Here is a 21,949-nt window from a genome sequence, read left to right on the forward strand (position 1 = left end):
TTCGAGCGATAGGCGCAGTTATTGGCGCCGCTTTAAGCGGTTGTGGCACATCCTGCTGCCGCCGATAACGCGCAAAAATAATTAACCAACGTTTTGTTATCTCATGCCTGCGGAGGTACGTGGCGCGACCAGCGCCCCGCCACCCGCGCTGGCAGTTTATGCTCGACTTCTTGAAGCGCACGCTGGATAGCATAATAGAAGCCATCGGCACCGGCACTTCCATGACTTTTTACGACGATTTTCTGCAGACCCAGCAAACTGGCTCCATTATAGCGCACAGGATCCAGTTCTTGCTTCAGACGCTTAAGTACAGGCTTGGCCAGTATGCTTGCTAAACGTCCACTTAGGCGTGATTCAAACGCCATCTGCACGCGTTCCACCAACATACGGGTCAAACCTTCACTCGCTTTAAGAGCTACATTACCCACGAAACCATCGCACACCACCACATCGAGCTCGCCCTGGAATATATCACCACCTTCGGCATAACCTTGGTAGTCAAACGCCAGTTCGCTACCACATTCACGCAACAAGCGGTCAGCTTCACGCACAGCTGCGCTGCCCTTGGTTGCCTCTGCGCCAACGTTAAGCAAGGCTACTTTTGGGCGCTCAATACCATCAATACAGTGGGCCATCGCAGCCCCCATCATGGCAAAATCGAACAGCCGATGGGCAGGCGAATCTACGTTCGCGCCCAAATCTAGCAAATAACAGCGGCGTCCTTTGCGCGCAGGAATAGCCGTACTTATCGCAGGCCTAGATATGCCGGGCAGCATACCCAGCTCTCGCCTGGCAAGCGCCACCAATGCACCCGTATTCCCAGCACTAACACCCGCTAAGGCGTCATTCTGCGAAAGACTATTCAACATTCGCGCCATACTGGTTGAATGACCACGACGAAGCGCCCATGACGCAGTAGCTGCTGGAGACACGCAGTCAGGCGCATCCGCTGCCACTAAACGTGACGTTGCCGCAGCCAAGGGCTGCGGCAAGCGCGAAAGCTCAGCAACAATCTGCTGATACGGCCCAAACAGGGTTAGCTCTAAATCAGGGCGTTCAACAGCTGCCCTGGCTGAGCCTTCGATAATGGCACGGGGGCCTTGGTCACCCCCCATTACATCAATCGCTAGGCGCACACAGCACCCACCCTGTTTTGCCGTACATAATGCGTTAAGGCTTAAACCTCAACGACCTTACGACCACGGTAGAAACCGTCTGGAGACACGTGGTGACGCAGGTGAGTAGTGCCGGTCTCTTTATCTTGAGAAAGAGTCGGTGCGCTCAGCGCATCGTGGCTACGACGCATGCCGCGCTTGGAACGAGTTTTACGGTTCTGTTGAACTGCCATGGGTGTTTACTCCAAGGTATGTAGGGTAAGTAGTGCTTACTTTTTGCCTTTCAAAGCGCCGCTGCTTTTCAAAGCGTTGAGCACTGCGAAAGGGTTCTTGGCGGAAGCGGATTCATCCGCTGCGCCTTCGGTCTTGCTGACCAGCTGATCCGCCGAGACATGGCATTCAGCCTCATCGTGATAGACCACCTGCGGCAAGCTAAGGATAAGCTCATCCTCTACTACCGTCAGCAAGTCCAGCTGTTCATTTTCCACCAGCACAGGCTCATGACTGGCAGGCAGCTCGGCAGCCAAGACTTCATCTGTCACCATCCCTAACAGGAAGTCACTAGACACGTCTTGACTGAGCGGCTCCAGGCAGCGACGACAGGGCAGTGCCAGCGTTGCGTGCAATTGGCCACGAATTTCGCGACGGCCTTGGGCATCTACTCCAAACTCAAGGACGACATGACAGTCGCCGGTTTGGTTTCCTGCTTCTTCAGCAAGACGCGGCAGCTTATCAAGCGCCACTAAGCCTTCAAGTCGTTCGCGGCGGGCTGCGAGCTTATAAGGCTCAACCCGACTGGGGAGTTGTGAGGTCAACATAGGCGCGCAATGATAGGCACTCCCCCCGCTGGTGTCAAAGCTGTCAGCGTATTTCTTGATAGTTTCTCTTCCGCAGTAGGGTAAATAGGCAGACTCAATGGGTTTGGTTACACTCGCATGGTCACACCCGACAAACCAATACGCGGTCAAATAAGGAGACTTCAGTGCCACTAATGGATGACGCCCCTTTGGTCCTGGCCTCTAGCTCACGCTTCCGCCAAGCGCTGCTAGATAGGCTACAGCTGCCCTACCAGTGCTATTCGCCAGAGATCGATGAAACCCCCTACCCCAACGAATCACCGCAGGCCCTCGTACATCGCCTTGCCCTAAGCAAAGCCAACGCTGTGGCTGAACGCTTCGCACACCACTGCATTATTGGCTCTGACCAAATCGCTCTGTTTGAGGGAGACATTCTCGGCAAGCCGCATACCGCTGAGCGCGCTTGCGCCAACCTGGCGCGCTTTTCGGGTCAGCGAGTCACATTTTTAACCGGCTTGGCGCTGCTGGACACCCGCAACCAGCGACACCAGGTTCACATTGAGCACTTTGACGTTGTCTTCCGCTCACTTAGCCAGCGAGAAATCGAACGCTACGTAGCGCTTGAGCAACCGCTAGATAGCGCCGGCAGCTTTCGCATGGAGGGGCTAGGCATTGCGCTTTTTGAAAGACTTGAGGGCCGTGACCCAAACGCGCTTATTGGCCTACCGCTTATAGCGCTATGCGATATGCTTCGCCAAGCAGGCATGAACCCACTTGGCGATGCTTAGCCAGATTAAGACGGAGTTCAACGCTACGCTAGGGAGACTCGAAGCGAAGCGGAGAACTCACCGATGACACGCCCAGCACCTCAGCCGCCGCCTGGGTGAAGCGGCGTGTTAATCGCTCGAAGGGGTCCAGGCTCGGCGTGTAGTCCTCCCAGTGTGCACCGCCCACTTTGTCACGCGCCAACTGCTCAAGACTCGCCAACTCATCCACTAAACCTAGCGAAAGCGCCTGCTCGCCGCTCCAAACCAGCCCTGAAAACACTTCTGGATTATCGGTTAACCGATCACCGCGCCCAGCGCGTACGTCATTAATAAACTGTGCATGGGTCTGATTGAGCACGTCCTGCCAAAACGCCTCTACGTCCTCATCTAACGGCTGAAAGGGGTCAAGAAACGCCTTATTCTCACCGGCAGTGACTACCCGTCGCTCGACACCCAGCCTATCTATCGCCTCTTGAAAACCAAAGCCCGCGTAAATAACGCCAATTGAACCCACCAAGCTGGCAGGTGACGCCATGATTTCATCAGCTGCAGAAGCAATGTAGTAGGCGCCGCTGGCCCCCACGTCTTCAATCAGCGCATAGATAGGCTTATCGCCTTGCTCACGTAACCGCATAATTTCAGCAAAAATACGCTGCGACTGGACAGGACTGCCGCCAGGGCTATCAATATGCAGCACCACCGCAGCGGCACTATCAGCCGACCAGGCACGGTTTAGCCCACGAATAATACGCTCTGCGTTAGCTGGCGCATCACTAGCAATGACTCCACGCACCTCCACCAGCGCCAAATGCGATTGCGCTGGCGTCGAGGCAGTGGGCTCCCCCCACCACACGCTATAAACCGTGGTCGTTAACGAGACAAGCACAATTGTCAGCAGCATTAAACGGAAAAAAAGCTTCCAGCGCCGCGTTCGGCGCTGCTCGGTTAATACGCCACCAATCCACCGATCCATCATTTCTAACTGCGCCAGCCGCTGACGTTCACGCAGGGTTTCGGCATCGTCGCTGGCATCGCCAACTGACACAGCCTCTTCCTTGGCAGACCTTGAGACCTCCGGCCCCTGCGTCCAACGATCCTGCACAGCCTCATTAGCCTGCTCGTCTACCGCTTGCGGCCGCTCATAATCGCTGCCGCGCTTTTGATCATCGCTCATAAACTGCCCTTAACTGTGCCGGGGTGTGGTTAGCCATATAGCCAATCAAACAGCTCATTAATATTATGCGCTACCCAACGAGGTTGACTGGCCGCTAAGCGGGTTGGCGTGTGGACACCGTAAGTGACCGCCACACGGTCCATACCAATAGCTCTCGCCATCTCCATGTCATACTCGGTATCTCCCACCATCACCGCACGCTCTACGGGAATGGCTAGCTCCTCCAGCAGCTCGCTAAGCATTTGCGGGTGCGGTTTTGAGCGCGTTTCATCCGCCGTACGGCTAGCGTCAAACCATCCACCACTGCCTGTTTCGGCAAACACGCGGTCAAGACCGCGGCGACTTTTTCCCGTGGCTACCGCTAGCCGTTGCCCATCACGCTGGCGTAAGCGTGCTATCTGTGTATCAACGCCTTCAAAAAATGGCATGGGAGTAGTGTCAGAATGCACGAAATGATGGGCATAGCGCTCGCGCAATCGCTCGGCTTGCACGGGCTTGATGCCTGGGCAGAGCTTAGCGATTGCCTCCGGCAATCCCAAGCCAATGATGTCCTCGACGGCATTGACGCTGAGCGAGCCCCACTCTGCGTCTAAAGCAGCTGCCTGCATGCAGGCGACAATTTTAGGCACCGAGTTCATCAGGGTGCCATCCCAATCAAAAATAATCAGCTCGTAGCGCATACGGATTCCTTACTGTCGAGCCCGCTTCAGCACGGCTTCCAGCGCGTCTGGCAGCGGTGCTTTCACCGTTACAGGCCGACCATTACCCGGCTCGGGGAATGTTAAGGCACGTGCGTGCAAAAATAGTCGATCCACCTTTAGCTGCTGTGTCATATGCGCACTTTCACGGGTTGAATATTTATCGTCGCCCAGTAGCGCATGCCCCGCGTGGGCAGCATGCACGCGAATCTGATGCGTGCGACCCGTCACGGGCTCCGCTTCAACCAGGGTGGCTTTTTCAAAGGTTTCAACAACGGAAAACAGCGTGCGCGACACCTTGCCATTCGGGTCAACACGCACGCGACGCTCACCGTTACCCGCATCAAAACGATCTAATCGAGCGCCTACATAGGTTTTTCGTGCCGGCCAGCGTCCGTTCACCAGCGCCAGGTAGCGCTTATCCATGGCGTGCTTTTTCAGCGATTCATTAAGGGTAACCAGCGCATCGCGGGATTTAGCCAGCAGCAAACAACCGGACGTATCACGATCTAATCGGTGCACCAACTCTAAAAAGGTTAGATCATCACGCACCTGTCTTAGCGCTTCGATCAAACCTATTTTCACACCGCTACCGCCATGCACCGCCAAGCCAGAAGGTTTGTTGAGCACCAGCCAGTCCGGGCCTTCCATAATCACGCTACCAATCAGCAGGTCGCGCAAATTATCACTCACCTCTTTCACCGCCTCTCGCGGCGCTAAGCGCAGCGGCGGGACACGCACCAGATCACCCGCTTGTAGCCGATAATCGACTTTGACACGCTTTTTGTTAACCCTTACCTCGCCTTTGCGTACGATGCGATAGATCAACGCACGCGGCGCTCCTTTCAATCGCGTCATCAAGAAATTATCAATTCGCTGACCCGCCTGCTCCGGGGCGATATCCACCCACTGCACTTCGCGCCCTTCGGCCATTGCCGCGTACTCCTGGTATGATGTTCTAACATCAGGCTAAAAACGGCATTCTAACGTAGACCAATGGGCATTGCGTCAATTGCTGGTAGTTGTCTTTACTGTTATATTCCAAAATGCTCGTCGGTTTAGCGTGGATAACGTGTAGATAACCGTATTATTACACGTCGCCTTCCACGGTTAAGCTAAGCACCTGCCCGACTAACACGCAGGTCAGAGCATGGGGTGATAGGTTAGTGTACGCATTGCCCGCACCCCCAATGTATAGAAAGCACGCACTGAAATAACGTACTGAAAAAAACAGTCACTCTGGTGCTCGTAATTTCTGCGCCAGATACGCGTAAGCCTCGCCCGCAATGGCGGGCTTGTTTAAACAAACGTCACGCTCTGAATTGCTGCCCTGCATGTCATAAAAGGATGCTATTCGGAGCGCAATGATCAACGCTGTGCCGATGGCCGGCGTTGGCGAATCGATGAATGCCAGGTGTTGGCGGTGTCAGCAAGGCCGGATGGATGTGACAGCCACCGAAACATGTCTTGCCTCCGCCACGTACTCAACGCCCTTTCAGCCGGGTCGGCAATGATGCCTTCCCGGTTTAATGCGTCAGCATAGCTATGCGCCGAGCACAAGCACGCAGCACCCAGCGATTCGTCTACGCCACGCCTAGACGGTTCGTCGGCACGCAATGCTATGCGAGATGCTATGAAACGGATGCTGATTAATGCAACCCAGCCAGAAGAGCTTCGGGTTGCACTGGTAGATGGACAACGCCTCTACGATTTAGATATCGAATCAGGCGCACGGGAACAGAAAAAAGCCAATATTTATCGAGGCAAAATCACCCGCGTTGAACCCTCTCTTGAAGCCGCGTTTGTCGATTTTGGCGCTGAACGCCACGGCTTTTTGCCCTTAAAAGAGATCTCCCGCGAGTACTTTATTAAGGATGTTTCTGGCCGCCCCAGCATTAAAGAAGTGCTTAAAGAGGGCCAGGAAGTCATCGTTCAGGTGGACAAGGAGGAGCGCGGCAATAAAGGTGCGGCTCTTACAACGTTCATTAGCCTGGCGGGCCGGTTTTTAGTCCTGATGCCGAACAACCCACGTGCGGGGGGCATTTCCCGCCGCATTGAAGGTGATGACCGCAGCCAGCTAAAAGACGCCATGGGCCAGCTAACTGTGCCCGACAAGATGGGCCTGATTGTGCGCACCGCAGGCATTGGCCGCAGCTCCGAAGAGCTGCAGTGGGATCTCGACTACCTGGTGCAGGTTTGGGAGTCCATCACCACTGAAGCGGGCAAACGCTCAGCGCCTTTCCTGATTTACCGTGAATCCAATGTCATCATTCGCGCCATGCGCGACTATCTCCGCCAGGATATCGGCGAAGTATTGATCGACAGCCCGGAGATTCACGCGGAAGCCCTGGGCTTTATTCGCCAAGTAATGCCCTCCTACCAGCAGAAAATCAAACTCTACGTTGATGAAGTGCCGCTGTTTTCGCGCTTCCAAATTGAGTCGCAAATTGAAACCGCCTACCAGCGCGAAGTGAAGCTGCCTTCCGGTGGTTCTATCGTTATCGATCACACGGAAGCACTGGTCTCTATCGATATCAACTCCGCACGCGCCACACGCGGCAGCGACATTGAAGAGACCGCCCTACAAACCAACTCGGAAGCCGCTGACGAGATCGCTCGCCAGCTGCGTTTGCGGGATATTGGTGGCCTGGTCGTGATCGACTTTATCGACATGGGTCCGGCTCGCAATCAGCGGGAAGTGGAAAACCGCATGCGGGATGCGCTGAAACTTGACCGTGCACGTGTGCAAATTGGTCGCATTTCACGCTTTGGCTTAATGGAGATGTCGCGCCAGCGGCTGCGCCCCTCTTTGGGTGAAACCAGCGGCGTGGTTTGCCCGCGCTGTAACGGCCAGGGCACGATACGCGATGTTCGCTCTTTGTCACTCTCTATCATGCGCTTGATCGAAGAAGAAGCCATGAAAGAGCGCAGTGCACAGATCCGCGCCATCTTACCGGTGCCGGTGGCCACTTATCTGCTGAACGAAAAACGCAGCGTGCTGGCTGACATCGAATCTCGTCAAGGGGTGCGCGTCGTCCTATTGCCTAGCCCTGACATGGACACCCCCCACTACGACGTTCAGCGGTTTCGCGATGATCATCTTGATGAAGATGATAGCCAAGCGCTTTCTAGCTTTGAGATATCGACGGATACTGAAGTAGGGAAAGAGCCTGATCCAAGCTTTACCCCTCCGGCACAGCGTGCTGAAGCGGCCGTTAAGAGCGTCACACATAACGCTCCTGCGCCGGTTTCGCTACAGACAGAAGAAGCACCTGCTAAACCATCGCCCTCTGCTGCAGTCCCCGCCGCCGATGAGCAACCAAGTGTGATAGGTCGCTTTATCCGCGGTTTCGCCAAACTACTTGGCGGCGAAGACAGCGGCTCTCAACAACCGGTTGCGAAGACCCAAACTGCACGCAAGCCCGCTGAGCGCAGCGCATCCAAAAACACCCGCAGCGCCGATAGCAACAAACCCAAGCAGCCGCGCGAAAGCAGCGAGAGCACCGGGAAGAGCGAACAGCGCAGCAACGCTCGTAGCGCCACCTCTGGGGATGAGGCCAGCGATAAGCGCAGCGGCCCTAACCGTACGCGCAACCGCCGCCGTCCATCGCAGCAGGATGAGGCTAAGCAACAGGAAAGCGCCAACAAGAGCAATCGGCAAACTCCGAAGGAACAGAGCAGCAGCTCTGAGGCTCGCAATGATGACGCCACGGCGCCCGCGCAGCCTGAAAATCGACGCAATACCACGCGCGACCAAGCAAAAGAGCAAAAACCCCGTGAGAATAAACCACGGGACAATAAGCCGCGCGATGAGAAAGCCAAGAGCGATGAGTCGCGCAGCGCTAACGAAGGCGAGGCAAGTCAAGACAGTCATCAGCCTGCTTCACAACATGATGGCAAGCCAAAGCGTACGCGCAATAATCCGCGTAACCGCTCACGCAAACAGGCCATTAACCCTCAGTCTGAAGCCGAGCAGCAAAAGCTTCAGGCGGAGGCTGCGCTTACGGCAGTGGCCACAGTAGAGGACACAGCCGAAGCCGCGCCAAGCACTGAGAGCCAGCCAGCGGACTCTACGGCACAAGAGGCACCTACAGCAGCGCCCGTTGACTCAGCAAGCGCGCAAGCGCCTGATGTTGATAAAGCGGCTGATGAAACAAACGTCGATGAGACAACCGCAGAGCAGCCTGCCAAGCCCGCCGAAAAGGCGCGCAAAGCTACGCATCAGCGCCGTAAGCCTCAGCCCGCACAAGAGGCGTCAGCAGGTGATGAAGGCCAAGCTATCGCTAACGAGTCTGCTAGCGATACGGAAAAAGCTGAGACTGAGGCAACACCCCAGGCTGCGACGCCTCAAGAAGCAGACGCGCCTCAGCCCGCCGAGGCGCCTGTGCAGCCTGAAGCTGCGCCCGTGGCCAATAGCGAACCACAACCCGCCGAAGTAACAGAGCGGCCTGAGCCTAACGCCGCCCCGCAGAACCAAACGGCGGAGCCGGACGTTAAAGCGCCTGAAGCAGAACCAGAAGCGCATGCGACAGAAACGGCCACAGACGCAGAGCCGGTAACCGACGAAGCCAAGCCCAGCAAAGCTCCGTCCGGCAACGCACAGCCTGATGAAGCGACAGTTAACGAAGCGAATGCTGATGAAGTGGCAGCTACTCAAGCCAACGCTTCAACGCCGTTAGAAGATGCTGCAGCCACTGAAACGTCAGTGCCTGAAGTGCCAGCGTCTGAAAAATCAGCGCCTACGGCTTCACGCAGCGATACCCCGCAGCCTGAAGAAGCGCCCGTGGCAGCGCCTGAAACAGGCGCAGACAGCTCATCAACGTCGAAAGACGCTGAGAATGAGCCAGCAGCCACTCAAGAAGAAACGCCCAAGCCAAGCCGTCGTCGCCGTCGCAGCCGTGCGCATAACGACCCGCGTGAACTGCGAAAGCAGCAAGCGCAAAACGCTAATCAAGAGTAAGCGTAGCGCCTAAAAAAACCCCGCTTCGGCGGGGTTTTTTTGTGGCTGGCGTTTTAACTATAAGAGTCTCGGCTCAGGTTCAAGCTCCACGCCAAAACGTGTGTTCACCGCGTCAGCAACCCGCTCGGCAAACTGCAATAAGCCAGCACGATCACCTCCACCAAAGTGCACTAACACCAACGCCTGTTGAGCATGCACCCCAAAACTGCCGTCTCGCAGCCCCTTTAAACCGCACTGATCGATCAACCACCCTGCAGCCAGTTTGATTTGCCCATCGGGCTGGGGAAAATGAGGCATAGCCGGGTTCTGTTGAAGCAACTGCTCGGCATGAGCCTGGCTGACAAGGGGGTTTTTAAAAAAGCTTCCCGCATTTGCCAATACCTCGGGATCGGGTAGTTTTGCACGGCGAACGGCACACACAGCTTCGGCAATGGCGAGTGGGGTTGGCTGCGCGGGCACGCGTGATGCCAAGTCTCCGTAGTGCAGTTTTGGATTAGGCTGCCTTGAAAGACGCAGCACCAGCTGTGTAATGACGACGCGATTCGCCAACGCGTGTTTAAAAAGGCTATCGCGGTAACCAAACTGGCACTCTGCGGCACTCATCCAGCGCACATTACCCGAAGCGATCTCGACCACCTGCACACCCAACAGCACATCTCTTAGCTCAACGCCATACGCACCAATATTTTGTACCGGCGCCGCGCCACAATGTCCGGGAATAAGCGCAAGGTTTTCAGCCCCCCACACGCCACGGTCCGCTAACACCATCACCAGCGAATGCCAGTTAACGCCTGCGCCTACATAGGCCACGACATCATCACCCTGAGACTCAAGCCACCATTGGCGGAGCGAGGGGCGGATCACAATTCCACTTAATTGAGGCGGCAGGAGTACGTTACTGCCGCCGCCCAACAGGGTGACAGGCCACTGGCATGCAGCGGCTTGGCGCAGTACGGCCTGTAAACTGCATAGCGTTTGAGGCGCCACAAACCGCTCGGCATAACATGGCAGGCGCAGCGTATTCATCGCGCTCAAATCAACATGCGGTTGAATAGTTAGCATGCCCTATCGTTTACCCGTTAACTCAGCAATAAGCCCCGCCGAAGCAGTTTCGATCATATCCAGTACGCTTTCGAAGCCCTCATCCCCGCCATAGTACGGGTCTGGCACTTCCGCATCGGGAGTGCCCGCAAAGGCTAAAAAGAGCCCCACGTGAGCGCGACTCTCCGCAGGCTTAAGCGCTCTCATTGCCTGCAAGTTGGCATGATCCATCGCCAACACATAGTCGAACTCAAGAAAATCGTTGGCACTCAGCTGGCGCCCACGCAGGTGACTGATATCTACGCCCCGCCGCTTGGCCGCTAACTGGGCACGCTCGTCCGGTGCTTTACCAACATGCCAATCACCGACCCCACAGGAGTCAACGTGTATATGCCCTCTCAGTCCCGCTTCATCAACAGCGTGCTGAAAGACTCCTTCTGCTGTTGGAGAGCGGCATATATTACCCAGGCAAACAAACAGTACGCGCTTCATTAGTGAACCTCGTTTAACTGCGTCAACAATTCTCTTACCCTATGGAGATCTTCAGCGGTGTCTACGCCCGGCGGGTTAATCGTACAGGCCAAAGCGACTTGGATGGCATAACCATGCTGTAACGCTCGCAACTGCTCTAGCTGTTCAAGTTGCTCTAAGCTGGAAGGCGAAAGCTCACGGTAAGCGTATAAAAACCCTGCGCGGTAGGCATAAATACCAATATGGCGAAGCCAGGCATCGGTAGCCAGCAGCGCAGGCTGGGCTTTAAAGTGCTCACGATCCCAGGGGATGGGAGCGCGTGAGAAATAAAGTGCCCGACCCGCTAAAGAGCGCACCACTTTCACCACATTGGGGTTAAAAAGCGTCTCTACATCGCTGATCGACTCAGCGAGGGTTGCAATAGCTGCCTCAGGGTCATCGGCTAAACGTTGCGCCACCTGGTTGATCAGCACAGGAGGAATAAGTGGCTCATCTCCCTGAACATTCACCAGCAGGGCTTCTTCACTCAAGGATAAATGCTCAGCCACTTCTGCCAGACGATCCGTGCCTGATGGGTGGTCAGCCCGGGTCATCACTACCTCTGCGCCGTACGGCAGCATAGCATCGCGAATACGTGCATCATCTGTCGCGACGACCACCCGGCTAGCTTGGCTTTGACAGGCGCGCCGCCATACATGCGCAACCATCGGCTCACCGGCAATATCGAGTAGCGGCTTGCCAGGCAGGCGAGTAGAGCCATATCGAGCGGGTACAACAGCAATGAAACCTGGCTCAGCAGCTGCCATTATGCCTCCCCTGTTCGGCCTGGCGAGGTGTGCAGTTTTTCATCAGCATCCATTACTCGCGCCTCTTCGGGCAGCATGACCGGAATCCCTTCATTAATGGGATAGGCGAGGCCATCGTAATAGCATAGTAACTCTTGGGCTTCACGATTATACTTCAGCTTGCCGTTGCAGAGTGGGCAAACCAGCATCGCCAGTAGTTCCTTATCCATGGGTGCTTCCTCTTTCAATAAGCGCTGACAGCTTGGCTGCCAGCCAATGTTCAAACGATGGTGGAAGCACCGCCTCCACCTCCAACACCCAGCTATCGGGTGGCGCTATATCTTTGCATTTCACCGCATCTTTTGCAGTCATTACAACGGGACGCTGGTCGCCAAACGCTAGCGCCGCTGAATGAAATTGCTGATGATCCGCTAACGGATGCATTTCCCCCTCAACCCCCAAGCTCTGTAGGGTGTTGAAAAATCGTTCTGGATGCCCGATGCCAGCGACGGCATGCACTGGCAAATGAAAAGGGAGCGGCGTCAGCTCATGGTGCTGACCATCGCGCAAGCGTCGCCAGCGCTGCGGCATTAATTGCATAGCGGTATAGGCGACCGATAGCGGCTTAGATAACTCACCGTTGACAATCACAGCATCGACACGGTCTAAGCGGCAGGGAGCTTCCCGCAATGGGCCTGCAGGCAGACATCGGCCATTCCCTAATCCCCGAGCACCGTCGACAACGACAAGTTCAATATCCCTCCCAAGCGCCAAATGCTGAAGACCATCATCACTCAATAAAATATCGCACCCCATCTCCACTAACGCTTGGCCACCCCGGGCGCGCTGAGGGTCAGCCACCACGGGTAAGCCCGTTTGCTGAGCAAGCATGAGTGGCTCATCGCCACTTTGAGATGGCGCCGTCTCAGGGGTTACGAATAGCGGATAAGCATCCGCCTTGCCCCCGTACCCTCGGGTAACTATACCCGGTGACCAGCCCTGGTTAACCAGCCAGCGCGCAAGCCATGCCACCAACGGGGACTTACCTGTACCGCCTAGCGTGATGTTACCTACGACAATGACCGGTACCGGCGCGTGCCAAACGAACTTTTTTCCACAGCGATAGCGTGCTTCTCGGCTCCGCATAAGATAACGGTATAAAGCACCCAGCGGATAGAGCGGCATAAGCCATGGGCTAGCCCCATAAGCAGCCTTTAGCCAGCGTTGCTCCAGGCTCATTCACTCTCCTGAAACTGCAGTTGATGCAGCGCTGAGTAAGCACCACCAGCTTCCAGCAGCGCTTGGTGGGTGCCCTGCTCGATAATGCGGCCTTGATCCATGACCAGGATGCGATCAGCCCTCTCGATAGTAGAAAGGCGATGGGCAATGACCAGCGTAGTGCGACCTTCGCAGACCCGCTCAAGGGCTTTTTGAATATACCGCTCGGATTCGGTATCCAGAGCAGACGTGGCCTCATCCAAAATTAGGATTGGCGCATCTTTGAAAATCGCTCGGGCGATTGCTAAGCGCTGGCGCTGCCCCCCTGAGAGCATAACGCCGTTCTCCCCCACGACGGTGGCGTAGCCTTGAGGCAGCTTTTCAATAAATTCGCTGGCGTAAGCCGCTTGTGCCGCCGCTTCCACAGCTGCTGGGTCAGGATTAGCAACGCCGTACGCAATATTATCGGCAATACTGGCGTTAAACAGAGTCACCTGTTGAGACACCAGAGCGATACGCTGCCGTAGCGGCCCGAGTGCATACTCATTAACATCCAGACCATCAATTAAAATCCGCCCTTCGGTTGGACGATAAAACCGTGGCAACAGACTAACGAGCGTTGTCTTGCCGCTGCCTGAGCGCCCTACTATCGCGACTAGCTCACCCGGCGCTACTTTGAGATTAATACTATGGAGCACATTGGGCTGATCATCCGCATAACGAAAGCTGACGTTATCAATCACCAGCTCTCCAGTGACGTGTTGGGGTACTGTTTTACCCTCATCTTGCTCAGGGGGTAAATCCAGCAAACCAAATAGCTCAGAGGCTGCGGCAAGACCCTTTTGGATCTCACCATTAACCTCAGTAAGCTGACGCACTGGCTTAATCATCAGCGCCGCAGCGGTAATAAACGCCACAAACTCGCCGGGCGTCATGTCAGCCATTAGTGCTGGCGCCATCGCCATCCACACCAACAGCGCCATAGAGATAGCGACCAGCATCAAGATAACGGGGGAACTTACAGCGCGGGTCATCGCCTCTTTCATACTCTGGCGACGGTTCTCTTCACTCACCCGTTCAAAACGCTGTTTTTCATAAGGCTCGGCACCGTGGGTGCGCACCACGCGATAGCCTGAGAGCGCCTCAGAGGCAATATGAGTGACATCACCCATGGAGTTTTGAATACGCTTGGAAATACGCCTAAACCGCTTGCTTACATAGCTGACGACCGCTGCAATAATAGGCGTTACTGCTAAAAATAGCAGCGTCAGCATCCAGTTTGTCCAAAGCAAGTAACCAATGAGACCTATAACAAACAGGCCTTCTCGTAAAATAATCGTGACTGCCTTGGTCGCCGCTCCCGCCACTTGCTCTACATGATAAGTTACACGCGAAACCAAATGGCCGCTTGAGTGGTGATCAAAAAAGCTACCTGGCAAGTGCAACAGATGGCTAAAAACGTTGCAGCGCAGCGTATGGATCACATACCTGCCGACATACGCCATGAAATAGGTACTTAAAAACGTACCCAGTCCACGGGAAGCAAACATCAGAATGACAAACAACGGTAAAAATAGCCTGAAAGCAGCATCAGGATGCTGAATACCGTCAATTAATCGCTTCATCATCTCGGCTAGCGCTGTACTTGAAGCGGCATAAATCACGAAGCCTAAAATCGCTAGCGCAAACGCGCGCCAATGTGGTTTAACGTAGCCTAATAACCGTCTGTAAAGAACCCAACCTGAATCAGTCACACGCGCTCCCGGCAATAGTGTGCAGTGCGCAGAATTCTACCTGATGGCGCGGCGCTTCAACACCGCTTACGGCCTCCGAGCAGCTTTCGCCACGGAATAATCTTCACAGACTGCCCTGCTTTTAGCGTAAAGCTAAGCGCTCCATCCTGGGCGGTATTCCATAAACAGCTCTCCTGGTGACGAAACCGGCGCACCACCTCATCGGAAGGGTGATTAAATGCATTATCGCGTCCAGCACTAAAAATCACATGAAGTGGGCGGCTCAGGCGCACAAACTGAACGCCTGAGCTTGTGTTACTGCCATGGTGCCCTGCAATCAATACACTGATGGGTGGGGTGAGGTCAGCAACAATGCGTCGTTCAATATCACGCCCTACGTCACCGGTAATCAGCAAACGCTGATTACCCACGCTTACTTCCAGCACGCAGGAGCGATCATTAGCCGATAGCGTGTTATCACCTTCAGGCGGCCAAAGCACGCGGTAGTCGATGCCATCCCGCTGCCACTGCTGCCCCCGCTCGCAGGCTGTCGCTTCTATCGGCAACGCCTCCCCTAGCGGTGCACGCCATTGGTTAACCTCATGATCATTTAGCAAACTGTTTAGCCCACCCGCATGATCCGTATCGGCATGGCTAACGATGACGTGATCAAACTGCTGCCCTGGCGGCCAGAGCGTTTGCAACGGCATGAAGCCACTGCGAAAGCGTGTCCCTGTATCGTAAAGCATCCGATAAGTAGCGCTACGCAACTCAAGCAGCTGCCCTTGGCCCACATCATGTACCGTCACACGAAGCTCTCCGGCAGGCAGCTTTTGTTCTGACGGACTCAAAAGTAACCCACCGGTTAACAACACCGCACTGATACGCAGCCATTTAGGTATGCCCGGCAGCCCCCAGCATAAGGCGAGAATGCTCAACACCGCTGCCAACGGATAAATTCGTGACGGCGCAGGCTCCCACAGCGGGGCATACCGAACAGCGACGTCTAACACTATGTGAAAACTGGCGAGCGCCTGCTCAAATCCCCACCACACCAATATCCCTACGCCCGGCAGCGGGGAAAGCAGCCACCCAAGCAGTGCGCTGGGCACCATCACCGAGCCAACCCACGGCACGGCCAGTAGATTAATGAGCGGAGCTGCGGGCGCAACGCGCCCAAATGCCAGTAGTACCGCAGCGGCCATCAACGGCGCGAGCAATAACTGTGAGCGCGCTAAGGCCCAGCACCACCCTTTCACCCCAATCGGGCGCGGCCTCCCCTGCCAGATAACGATTAACCAGCCCACCGCAATAAATGAAAGCCAGAGACCAGGCCGCCAAAAAGAGAGCGGATTCACTAATAAAATCAGCGCCAGCGCTAGCCACCACGCCTGCCAAGCACCGGGAGAGTGGCGACCACTAAGCACCCAAAGCCCTAACAACGTCATCACCATCGCGCGCAGGGCTGGCGGCGCCAGCCCTGCTAACGTGGCATACGCGACTGCTGCGGCCCCCGCCAGCCACCATGGCCACGCACGCAACCGCCAATTATTCGGTGAGAGCAACCGCGCCCCCCAACGGGCTAATAACAGTGTAAACGAGGCAACTAAGCCCACGTGAAGTCCAGAAATAACCACTAAATGCGTGGTGCCCGTCGCGTTTAGAAGCGCCCAGTCCTCTTGGGTCAGCTGGTCGCTATCTCCCAGCGTGAGTGCGGCCAGCCAGCGCTGAGTTCGTGATTCAAGGGGCTGACGGGCAAGCAACTCCAGGGCTTTTTGGCGCAGCCCGGGGGTCGCCTCAGTTAAACGTTCTGGTGCGGGATCCTGGCGCACATATCCTGTGGCATGAATACCTTCACGCCACAGCCAACGCTCAAAATTAAACGCATTAGGATTGGCAAAGCCGCTGGGTGGGCGAAGCCGCAGCGTCATTTGCCAACGCTCCCCCTTCTTATAGGCATGTTCGCCGTATGCGCTCACCCGCACCCGACGCAGTGCATCACAGCTGGGAAGGTGGCGGGGCGCCTGACATGTCTCTACCGCTAGCTGTAAACGCGAAGCACCTTCTTCACGCTGAACGCTCAGGATACGCGCCTGCAGGGTAACGTCTTCACCGTTTAATCCTGCCGGCAAACGTCGTCCCCACTCCTGCTGAACGCTGACAAATGCAAAGCCACCCATTAAAAGCCATATCAGTAACTTAGGGCGCGCTGACATGAGCCAAAAAAGGCCAACGAGGATAATGCTTAGCCACGGCAAATAGCGCCCTTCAGCACCACTCCAAGCTGCCAGCAACACACCGCTTAGTGCTGCTAAGGCAGCAGGTACCGCTACACCGAAACGCATCACCTCTCCTTGGTGTTAGATCATTAACGCCCGTGGCATAGCCGAAGCACTGCCCTATATGGATAATGGGCCGCATCAATCGCAAGAGTATATGACATGCCGCGGCGTTTTCTGCAGCGCTACATGCCTAAACCCGACACGCTCAGACGCCAGCGTTCGCTACGCTTTATGGCGCCGCTCATTGCTGACCCTGGGTTATGGCTTTTAACGCGAAGAAGCGTTGCTAACGCCTTCAGCGTAGGGCTATTTTGCGCCATGTTGCCCATTCCCTTTCAAATGGTCGTAGCTGCTTTAGGTGCACGCCTTAGCCGCTGCAACGTAGCGCTCTCTGTTGGCTTGGTATGGATCACCAACCCGCTTACCATGCCGTTGATATTCTATTTTAACTACCGCGTGGGCACCTTTCTGTTAGCCGCTCCGGTACGCGATGCGCCGTCACGCATCTCCACCCGCTGGGTTGCTGAGCAAATGCACGACATCATGCCACCTTTGCTGCTGGGTTCATTAATCACGGCTATTTTTCTGGCAATTGTCGCTAACGTTGGTATTCGTTTGATTTGGCGTTGGCACGTTTCCCATAACTGGAAACGCCGCCGCTTAAATAGGCGGCGGCGTCGAGCGCGCATTGAATCAGAGTTTGATGATTAGCGTTAAAGCCACTAAGCAAGTTTAAGTAGCTTTACTTTTTTGCTCTACCAACCGTCCCCCATCAAGTTTCATAACACGGTCCTGATGCGCGGCCAGCGCTACATCGTGGGTCACAATCACAAAGGCGCAGGCGCTCTCTTTAGCCAGTTGGTCCATCAGCGCTAAGATCGTGCTTGCGGTCGTTTGATCCAAGTTGCCGGTGGGTTCATCCATCAATACAAGGCTTGGGTCGGTCACCAGCGCCCGAGCAATTGCGACCCGCTGGCGCTCACCGCCAGAAAGCTCGCCAGGTTTATGATCAGCCCTTGCCTGCATCCCCACACGCTCTAGCAGCTGCATGGCCCGCTGCTCCGCCACTTTTTTCGACTGGCCACGAATAATCAGCGGCAGCGCCGCATTCTCCACCGCGGTGAATTCAGCCAACAGGTGGTGAAACTGGTAAACAAAACCAATGTAGCGGTTACGAAACTTGCCCAATGCTGCCTCGTTAAGGCCAGAAAGCGGCTCACCGGCAATCACCACGCTACCGTCACTTGGACGGTCAAGGCCGCCAAGCAAATTAAGTAGCGTCGTCTTACCTGATCCCGAACTCCCCACAATGGCGACTCGCTCACCCGCGTGTACCTGTAATTCCAGCTGGTCTAGCACGGTAAGATCTTGAGGGCCTTCACTATAAATCCGGGTTAAGCCCTGGCACTGCAACATAATTGTCCCTGGCTGTGGTGTCGATGAGGTCATTAAATCATCCTTATTCATAGCGCAATACATCAGCCGGCTGAACCCGAGCCGCCCGCCATGCGGGATAGAGCGTCGAGAGGAACGTCAGACCAAAGGCAGCGATGACAATATCGCGCACATCGCCCCACCGGAGCTGAGAAGGCAGGTTGCTAATAAAATAAACCCCGGCATCTAAGAACTGAATACCAAACGCCGTTTCAAACCAGCTAATGACGTCTGAGATGGTGAGAGCTAGCAGAACGCCCACCGCAACGCCCAGGGCAATCCCAATCAAGCCGATGGCTAAGCCTTGGACGATAAAGATACCCATAATCGAACGTGGCGTTGCTCCGATGGTACGCAAAATAGCAATGTCAGCGCGTTTATCGGTCACCACCATAACCAGTGTTGAAACAATGTTAAATGCAGCAACGGCAATGATCACCGTGAGCAGCAGCGCAATCATGCGCTTCTCCATTTGGATCGCCTGGAAGAGGCTGCCGTGGGAGAATGTCCAGTCACTACCGCGATACCCAGACCCTAGCTCGTTCACAATGGCCTGTGTTTCGCTACCGGCTAGGAACAGGTCATCCAGCTCAAGGCGCAGCCCTCCAATGGCATCCCCCAATCGCGCCAACGTTTGCATATCATAAATATTGGCATAGGCAAGATTGGCATCTAAATCAGCACCCACGCTAAAAATCCCGCTAACCGTAAAACGCTTTAAGCGTGGAAAGACGCCTGCCGGCGTAATGGAGGCCTCGGGCACCAGCAGTGTGACTCGGTCACCCACACCAACACCCAGACGACGCGCCAGCATTGATCCTAGTACGACGTTCCACTCTCCGGGCACTAAGTCTGCTAACTCGCCCTGACGCATGTGTTCGCCAATGATCGACACCTGCCCCTCCCAGTCAGGGTGGATCCCGTTCACCATGGCGCCTTGGTTGCGCCCTCCCGCAGAGAACATACCCTGCTGCTCAACAAAGGGAGCAGCGCCAATGACTCGCTCGCGCTCGATTAACCTCTCGGCAAGCGCTTCCCACTCAACGAGTCCCTCCTGTGACTCAATTTTGGCGTGGGGAACCATACCCAAAATGCGGGTACGCAGCTCATGATCGAAGCCATTCATGACTGACAGCACTAGGATCAGTACCGCCACACCGAGCATAAGACCCAGCATGGAAGTTAAGGAGATAAATGAAATAAAGTGGTTCCGGCGTTTAGCGCGCACGTAGCGCAGCCCCACCAGAAAAGGCAAACGATCAAGCATGGCAGTCTTCCTTAATAATAAGCGCCCATGGTACGGTTTTTTTAGCAGGGCTGCATGTGCAAACGCAGCCTTAGAGCAGCATCATGCAAAGCCGTTCCCTTAGCGAAGGTAAGGCTTGCATGTTTCTGGGCAAGCCCCTACATTGCGCCGGTTCCTCTTGCCCCCTAGGGTAAGTCTTTATACTTCTATTGAGAGCATTTGTGACGTTGGCTACCAAGACGCATCGCCTGCTACCAGAATGGCACCCCCAAGACGGCCTTCAGCTTACCTGGCCCCGCTCAGACGGCGATTGGGCGCCTTTACTGTCGCGTATCGAAGCGACGCTTGAGCGTATTGTTATCGCCACCGCACGCTATCAGCGCGTGCTGATTAGCGTCCCCAATGAGGCAACACGCGCGCGCCTAAGCGCGACGTTTGCTGCTTATGGCATAAACGCACAGCAACTGCTGCTGGTTGTCGCCCCCACCGACGATACCTGGGCGAGGGATCACGGGCCGATTACCGTCTTAGATGAAGATCATCAGCCGCTGCTACTGGACTACACATTTACCGGTTGGGGCGGAAAATTTCCCGCTGAGCGCGACAACCAGTTGACCCAATGGCTAGCGGATGCAGGGGTTTGGGCATGCCCAGTCGCCTCGCGAGGGCTGGTTCTTGAAGGTGGCGGTATTGAAACGGACGGCGAGGGCACGCTCCTTACCACCGAGGCCTGCCTGCTTAACCCCAATCGCAACCCGACGCACTCCCGCAGCGATATAGAGGAAATGTTGGCCGAAGACTTTGGCGTTGACCGCGTGCTATGGCTGGCCAATGGGCATCTAGAAGGCGACGACACTGATAGCCATATTGATACCCTAGCGCGCTTTTGTTCACCCTCAACCATTGCCTACGTGACCTGTGATGATCCACACGACCCACACTATGCGGCACTCAAAGCAATGGAGCAGGAGCTAAAGGCATTTCGACAGCGCAGCGGCGAGCCCTATACGCTGATTCCTCTGCCCTGGCCGCAAGCATGCTTTGATCCGGATGACGGGCACCGCTTGCCGGCGACCTACGCTAACTTTTTAATCATCAATCAAGCGGTGCTGGTGCCCACTTACGGCGACCCTGCGGACACAATCGCTCTGCGGGCGCTAACCCAGGCGTTCCCTGAGCACACGCTGATACCCATAGAGTGCGCAAGCGTAATCCGACAGCATGGCAGCCTACACTGCTTAACGATGCAGCTGCCGAAAGGCACCCTTGCCCCTGCTAACCTTGAATCGTAAGGAGCCATCATGACGCATACGCTTACCGTGGGTGTCGTCCAGCAGCCCGCATGGCCTGATAAAGCGCGCAGCCTAGCCGCAAGCGAAGCCGGTATTCGCGACGCTGTTGCGCAAGGTGCTCAGTTAGTGCTGCTGCAGGAGCTTCACGCCACGCACTATTTTTGCCAATACGAAGACCCCGCGCTATTTGACTTGGCCGAGCCGCTGGATGGGCCTACCGGCCAGCATTTAGCCGCACTGGCGAAAGAGCTGGATATCGTACTGGTGGGCTCGCTATTTGAGCGCCGTGCAGCGGGGCTATATCACAATACAGCCGTGGTCTACGACCGCGCCCTGGGTCGCGTTGGCCAGTATCGAAAGATGCATATACCCGATGACCCGGCGTTTTATGAAAAGTTTTACTTCACCCCGGGGGATGCTGACGATGCCCGGGGAGAGGGCTTCACGCCCATTGACACCTCGGTTGGCCGGTTGGGCGTTCTGGTGTGCTGGGACCAATGGTACCCGGAAGCTGCTCGCTTAATGGCGCTGGCAGGTGCGGACCTGCTGCTCTACCCCACGGCTATTGGCTGGGATCCTAACGATAACGACGCAGAAAAAACCCGCCAGAAAGACGCCTGGACCATTATCCAGCGTGCCCATGGGGTTGCTAACGGCTTGCCGGTACTGGTCGCTAACCGGGTAGGCTTTGAAGCCGACCAATCCGGCGTTGGTGACGGTATTACTTTTTGGGGGGGAAGCTTTGTATGCGGCCCTCAAGGGGAACTACTGGCTCACGCGGGTGAGCAAACGCAACAGCTGGTGGTCAACATCGACATGGCACGCAGCGAAAACACCCGCCGTATTTGGCCATACCTCCGCGACCGCAGAGTCGATGCCTACGGCGATTTAACCCGCCGCTACCGCGATTAACCAACCGGTCGTCATCCATACGAT

The 21,949-nt window shown here is 55.7% G+C and carries 20 protein-coding genes; 5 read left to right on the forward strand and 15 right to left on the reverse strand.

What is annotated here, in order from left to right:
- Positions 1-101 precede the first annotated feature (101 nt).
- The 3 genes from plsX to LG301_RS09355 are packed head-to-tail and all read right to left on the reverse strand — an operon-like array spanning position 102 to position 1,933.
- Positions 102-1,136, reverse strand: a complete 1,035-nt coding sequence (gene plsX / locus LG301_RS09345; RefSeq protein ID WP_404470827.1) for a phosphate acyltransferase PlsX — start codon at positions 1,134-1,136, stop codon at positions 102-104.
- A 41-nt stretch (positions 1,137-1,177) separates the two neighbouring features.
- The gene (rpmF, locus tag LG301_RS09350) at positions 1,178-1,348 is read right to left on the reverse strand and encodes a 50S ribosomal protein L32 (protein ID WP_009099300.1); all 171 of its coding nucleotides are present in this window, start codon (positions 1,346-1,348) and stop codon (positions 1,178-1,180) included.
- Positions 1,349-1,384: 36 nt separating this feature from the next.
- Positions 1,385-1,933 (reverse strand): YceD family protein, encoded by a 549-nt coding sequence (locus LG301_RS09355; RefSeq protein WP_404470829.1) that lies wholly within the window; start codon positions 1,931-1,933, stop codon positions 1,385-1,387.
- 173 nt (positions 1,934-2,106) lie between these two features.
- Here LG301_RS09355 and LG301_RS09360 point away from each other — a divergent pair, with 173 nt between their 5' ends.
- Positions 2,107-2,700 carry a Maf family protein gene (locus LG301_RS09360; RefSeq protein ID WP_404475218.1) on the forward strand — a complete coding sequence of 198 codons (594 nt, stop codon included), beginning with the start codon at positions 2,107-2,109 and terminating at the stop codon, positions 2,698-2,700.
- Positions 2,701-2,728: 28 nt separating this feature from the next.
- Here the strand turns inward: LG301_RS09360 and sppA are convergent, their stop codons facing one another.
- Genes sppA through LG301_RS09375 form a run of 3 tightly spaced genes read right to left on the reverse strand, consistent with a single transcriptional unit; the run spans position 2,729 to position 5,484 of the window.
- Positions 2,729-3,853 (reverse strand): signal peptide peptidase SppA, encoded by a 1,125-nt coding sequence (sppA, locus tag LG301_RS09365; protein ID WP_404470831.1) that lies wholly within the window; start codon positions 3,851-3,853, stop codon positions 2,729-2,731.
- A 29-nt stretch (positions 3,854-3,882) separates the two neighbouring features.
- Positions 3,883-4,533: an HAD family hydrolase gene (locus tag LG301_RS09370; RefSeq protein ID WP_404470833.1), complete on the reverse strand. Its 651-nt coding sequence runs from the start codon at positions 4,531-4,533 to the stop codon at positions 3,883-3,885.
- Between the two features lie 9 nt (positions 4,534-4,542).
- On the reverse strand, positions 4,543-5,484 hold the full coding sequence (locus LG301_RS09375; RefSeq protein ID WP_404470835.1) for an RluA family pseudouridine synthase: 942 nt from the start codon (positions 5,482-5,484) through the stop codon (positions 4,543-4,545).
- Positions 5,485-6,184: 700 nt separating this feature from the next.
- Here LG301_RS09375 and rne point away from each other — a divergent pair.
- On the forward strand, positions 6,185-9,511 hold the full coding sequence (gene rne / locus LG301_RS09380; RefSeq protein WP_404470837.1) for a ribonuclease E: 3,327 nt from the start codon (positions 6,185-6,187) through the stop codon (positions 9,509-9,511).
- Between the two features lie 57 nt (positions 9,512-9,568).
- On the opposite strand, the gene murB is transcribed toward rne, so the two are convergent.
- Genes murB through LG301_RS09415 form a run of 7 tightly spaced genes read right to left on the reverse strand, consistent with a single transcriptional unit; the run spans position 9,569 to position 17,104 of the window.
- Positions 9,569-10,573: a UDP-N-acetylmuramate dehydrogenase gene (gene murB, locus LG301_RS09385; RefSeq protein ID WP_404470839.1), complete on the reverse strand. Its 1,005-nt coding sequence runs from the start codon at positions 10,571-10,573 to the stop codon at positions 9,569-9,571.
- Between the two features lie 3 nt (positions 10,574-10,576).
- Complete coding sequence (locus tag LG301_RS09390; protein WP_404470841.1) at positions 10,577-11,044, reverse strand: low molecular weight protein-tyrosine-phosphatase; 468 nt, start codon at positions 11,042-11,044, stop codon at positions 10,577-10,579.
- Positions 11,044-11,829: a 3-deoxy-manno-octulosonate cytidylyltransferase gene (kdsB, locus tag LG301_RS09395; protein WP_404470843.1), complete on the reverse strand. Its 786-nt coding sequence runs from the start codon at positions 11,827-11,829 to the stop codon at positions 11,044-11,046. Before kdsB ends, LG301_RS09390 begins: the two co-directional genes overlap by 1 nt.
- Positions 11,829-12,038 carry a Trm112 family protein gene (locus LG301_RS09400; RefSeq protein ID WP_404470845.1) on the reverse strand — a complete coding sequence of 70 codons (210 nt, stop codon included), beginning with the start codon at positions 12,036-12,038 and terminating at the stop codon, positions 11,829-11,831. The genes kdsB and LG301_RS09400 overlap by 1 nt, the downstream gene beginning before the upstream one ends.
- Entirely contained in the window at positions 12,031-13,047 is a 1,017-nt protein-coding gene (gene lpxK, locus LG301_RS09405) for a tetraacyldisaccharide 4'-kinase (RefSeq protein ID WP_404470847.1), read from the reverse strand. The genes LG301_RS09400 and lpxK overlap by 8 nt, the downstream gene beginning before the upstream one ends.
- The gene (msbA, locus tag LG301_RS09410; RefSeq protein ID WP_404470849.1) at positions 13,044-14,780 is read right to left on the reverse strand and encodes a lipid A export permease/ATP-binding protein MsbA; all 1,737 of its coding nucleotides are present in this window, start codon (positions 14,778-14,780) and stop codon (positions 13,044-13,046) included. The genes lpxK and msbA overlap by 4 nt, the downstream gene beginning before the upstream one ends.
- A gap of 56 nt (positions 14,781-14,836) precedes the next feature.
- A complete protein-coding gene (locus tag LG301_RS09415; protein WP_404470851.1) occupies positions 14,837-17,104 on the reverse strand; it encodes a DNA internalization-related competence protein ComEC/Rec2 in 2,268 nt (755 codons plus the stop codon).
- Positions 17,105-17,200: 96 nt separating this feature from the next.
- Here LG301_RS09415 and LG301_RS09420 point away from each other — a divergent pair, with 96 nt between their 5' ends.
- On the forward strand, positions 17,201-17,752 hold the full coding sequence (locus tag LG301_RS09420) for a DUF2062 domain-containing protein (RefSeq protein WP_404470853.1): 552 nt from the start codon (positions 17,201-17,203) through the stop codon (positions 17,750-17,752).
- A gap of 21 nt (positions 17,753-17,773) precedes the next feature.
- On the opposite strand, the gene LG301_RS09425 is transcribed toward LG301_RS09420, so the two are convergent.
- On the reverse strand, positions 17,774-18,490 hold the full coding sequence (locus LG301_RS09425; protein ID WP_404470855.1) for an ABC transporter ATP-binding protein: 717 nt from the start codon (positions 18,488-18,490) through the stop codon (positions 17,774-17,776).
- 10 nt (positions 18,491-18,500) lie between these two features.
- The gene (locus LG301_RS09430; RefSeq protein ID WP_404470857.1) at positions 18,501-19,742 is read right to left on the reverse strand and encodes a lipoprotein-releasing ABC transporter permease subunit; all 1,242 of its coding nucleotides are present in this window, start codon (positions 19,740-19,742) and stop codon (positions 18,501-18,503) included.
- A gap of 200 nt (positions 19,743-19,942) precedes the next feature.
- On the opposite strand from LG301_RS09430, the gene LG301_RS09435 reads away from it, so the two are divergent.
- Positions 19,943-21,013 (forward strand): agmatine/peptidylarginine deiminase, encoded by a 1,071-nt coding sequence (locus LG301_RS09435; RefSeq protein ID WP_404470859.1) that lies wholly within the window; start codon positions 19,943-19,945, stop codon positions 21,011-21,013.
- Positions 21,014-21,022: 9 nt separating this feature from the next.
- Positions 21,023-21,925, forward strand: a complete 903-nt coding sequence (locus LG301_RS09440) for a carbon-nitrogen hydrolase (protein ID WP_404470861.1) — start codon at positions 21,023-21,025, stop codon at positions 21,923-21,925.
- The last annotated feature ends 24 nt before the right edge of the window (positions 21,926-21,949 follow it).

This window comes from Vreelandella venusta, from assembly GCF_044809155.1.
Classification (GTDB): domain Bacteria; phylum Pseudomonadota; class Gammaproteobacteria; order Pseudomonadales; family Halomonadaceae; genus Vreelandella; species Vreelandella venusta_B.

Excerpts from the sequence above, each read along its gene's own strand:
- kdsB (WP_404470843.1), bottom strand. The coding sequence starts at position 11,829 with ATGGCAGCTGCTGAGCCAGGTTTCATTGCTGTTGTACCCGCTCGATAT.
- sppA (WP_404470831.1), bottom strand. The coding sequence starts at position 3,853 with ATGAGCGATGATCAAAAGCGCGGCAGCGATTATGAGCGGCCGCAAGCG.
- LG301_RS09390 (WP_404470841.1), bottom strand. The coding sequence starts at position 11,044 with ATGAAGCGCGTACTGTTTGTTTGCCTGGGTAATATATGCCGCTCTCCA.
- LG301_RS09430 (WP_404470857.1), bottom strand. The coding sequence starts at position 19,742 with ATGCTTGATCGTTTGCCTTTTCTGGTGGGGCTGCGCTACGTGCGCGCT.
- LG301_RS09415 (WP_404470851.1), bottom strand. The coding sequence starts at position 17,104 with ATGCGTTTCGGTGTAGCGGTACCTGCTGCCTTAGCAGCACTAAGCGGT.
- LG301_RS09355 (WP_404470829.1), bottom strand. The coding sequence starts at position 1,933 with ATGTTGACCTCACAACTCCCCAGTCGGGTTGAGCCTTATAAGCTCGCA.
- murB (WP_404470839.1), bottom strand. The coding sequence starts at position 10,573 with ATGCTAACTATTCAACCGCATGTTGATTTGAGCGCGATGAATACGCTG.
- LG301_RS09425 (WP_404470855.1), bottom strand. The coding sequence starts at position 18,490 with ATGACCTCATCGACACCACAGCCAGGGACAATTATGTTGCAGTGCCAG.
- lpxK (WP_404470847.1), bottom strand. The coding sequence starts at position 13,047 with ATGAGCCTGGAGCAACGCTGGCTAAAGGCTGCTTATGGGGCTAGCCCA.
- LG301_RS09400 (WP_404470845.1), bottom strand. The coding sequence starts at position 12,038 with ATGGATAAGGAACTACTGGCGATGCTGGTTTGCCCACTCTGCAACGGC.
- LG301_RS09375 (WP_404470835.1), bottom strand. The coding sequence starts at position 5,484 with ATGGCCGAAGGGCGCGAAGTGCAGTGGGTGGATATCGCCCCGGAGCAG.
- rne (WP_404470837.1), top strand. The coding sequence starts at position 6,185 with ATGAAACGGATGCTGATTAATGCAACCCAGCCAGAAGAGCTTCGGGTT.
- LG301_RS09420 (WP_404470853.1), top strand. The coding sequence starts at position 17,201 with ATGCCGCGGCGTTTTCTGCAGCGCTACATGCCTAAACCCGACACGCTC.
- LG301_RS09440 (WP_404470861.1), top strand. The coding sequence starts at position 21,023 with ATGACGCATACGCTTACCGTGGGTGTCGTCCAGCAGCCCGCATGGCCT.
- LG301_RS09360 (WP_404475218.1), top strand. The coding sequence starts at position 2,107 with ATGGATGACGCCCCTTTGGTCCTGGCCTCTAGCTCACGCTTCCGCCAA.
- rpmF (WP_009099300.1), bottom strand. The coding sequence starts at position 1,348 with ATGGCAGTTCAACAGAACCGTAAAACTCGTTCCAAGCGCGGCATGCGT.
- LG301_RS09370 (WP_404470833.1), bottom strand. The coding sequence starts at position 4,533 with ATGCGCTACGAGCTGATTATTTTTGATTGGGATGGCACCCTGATGAAC.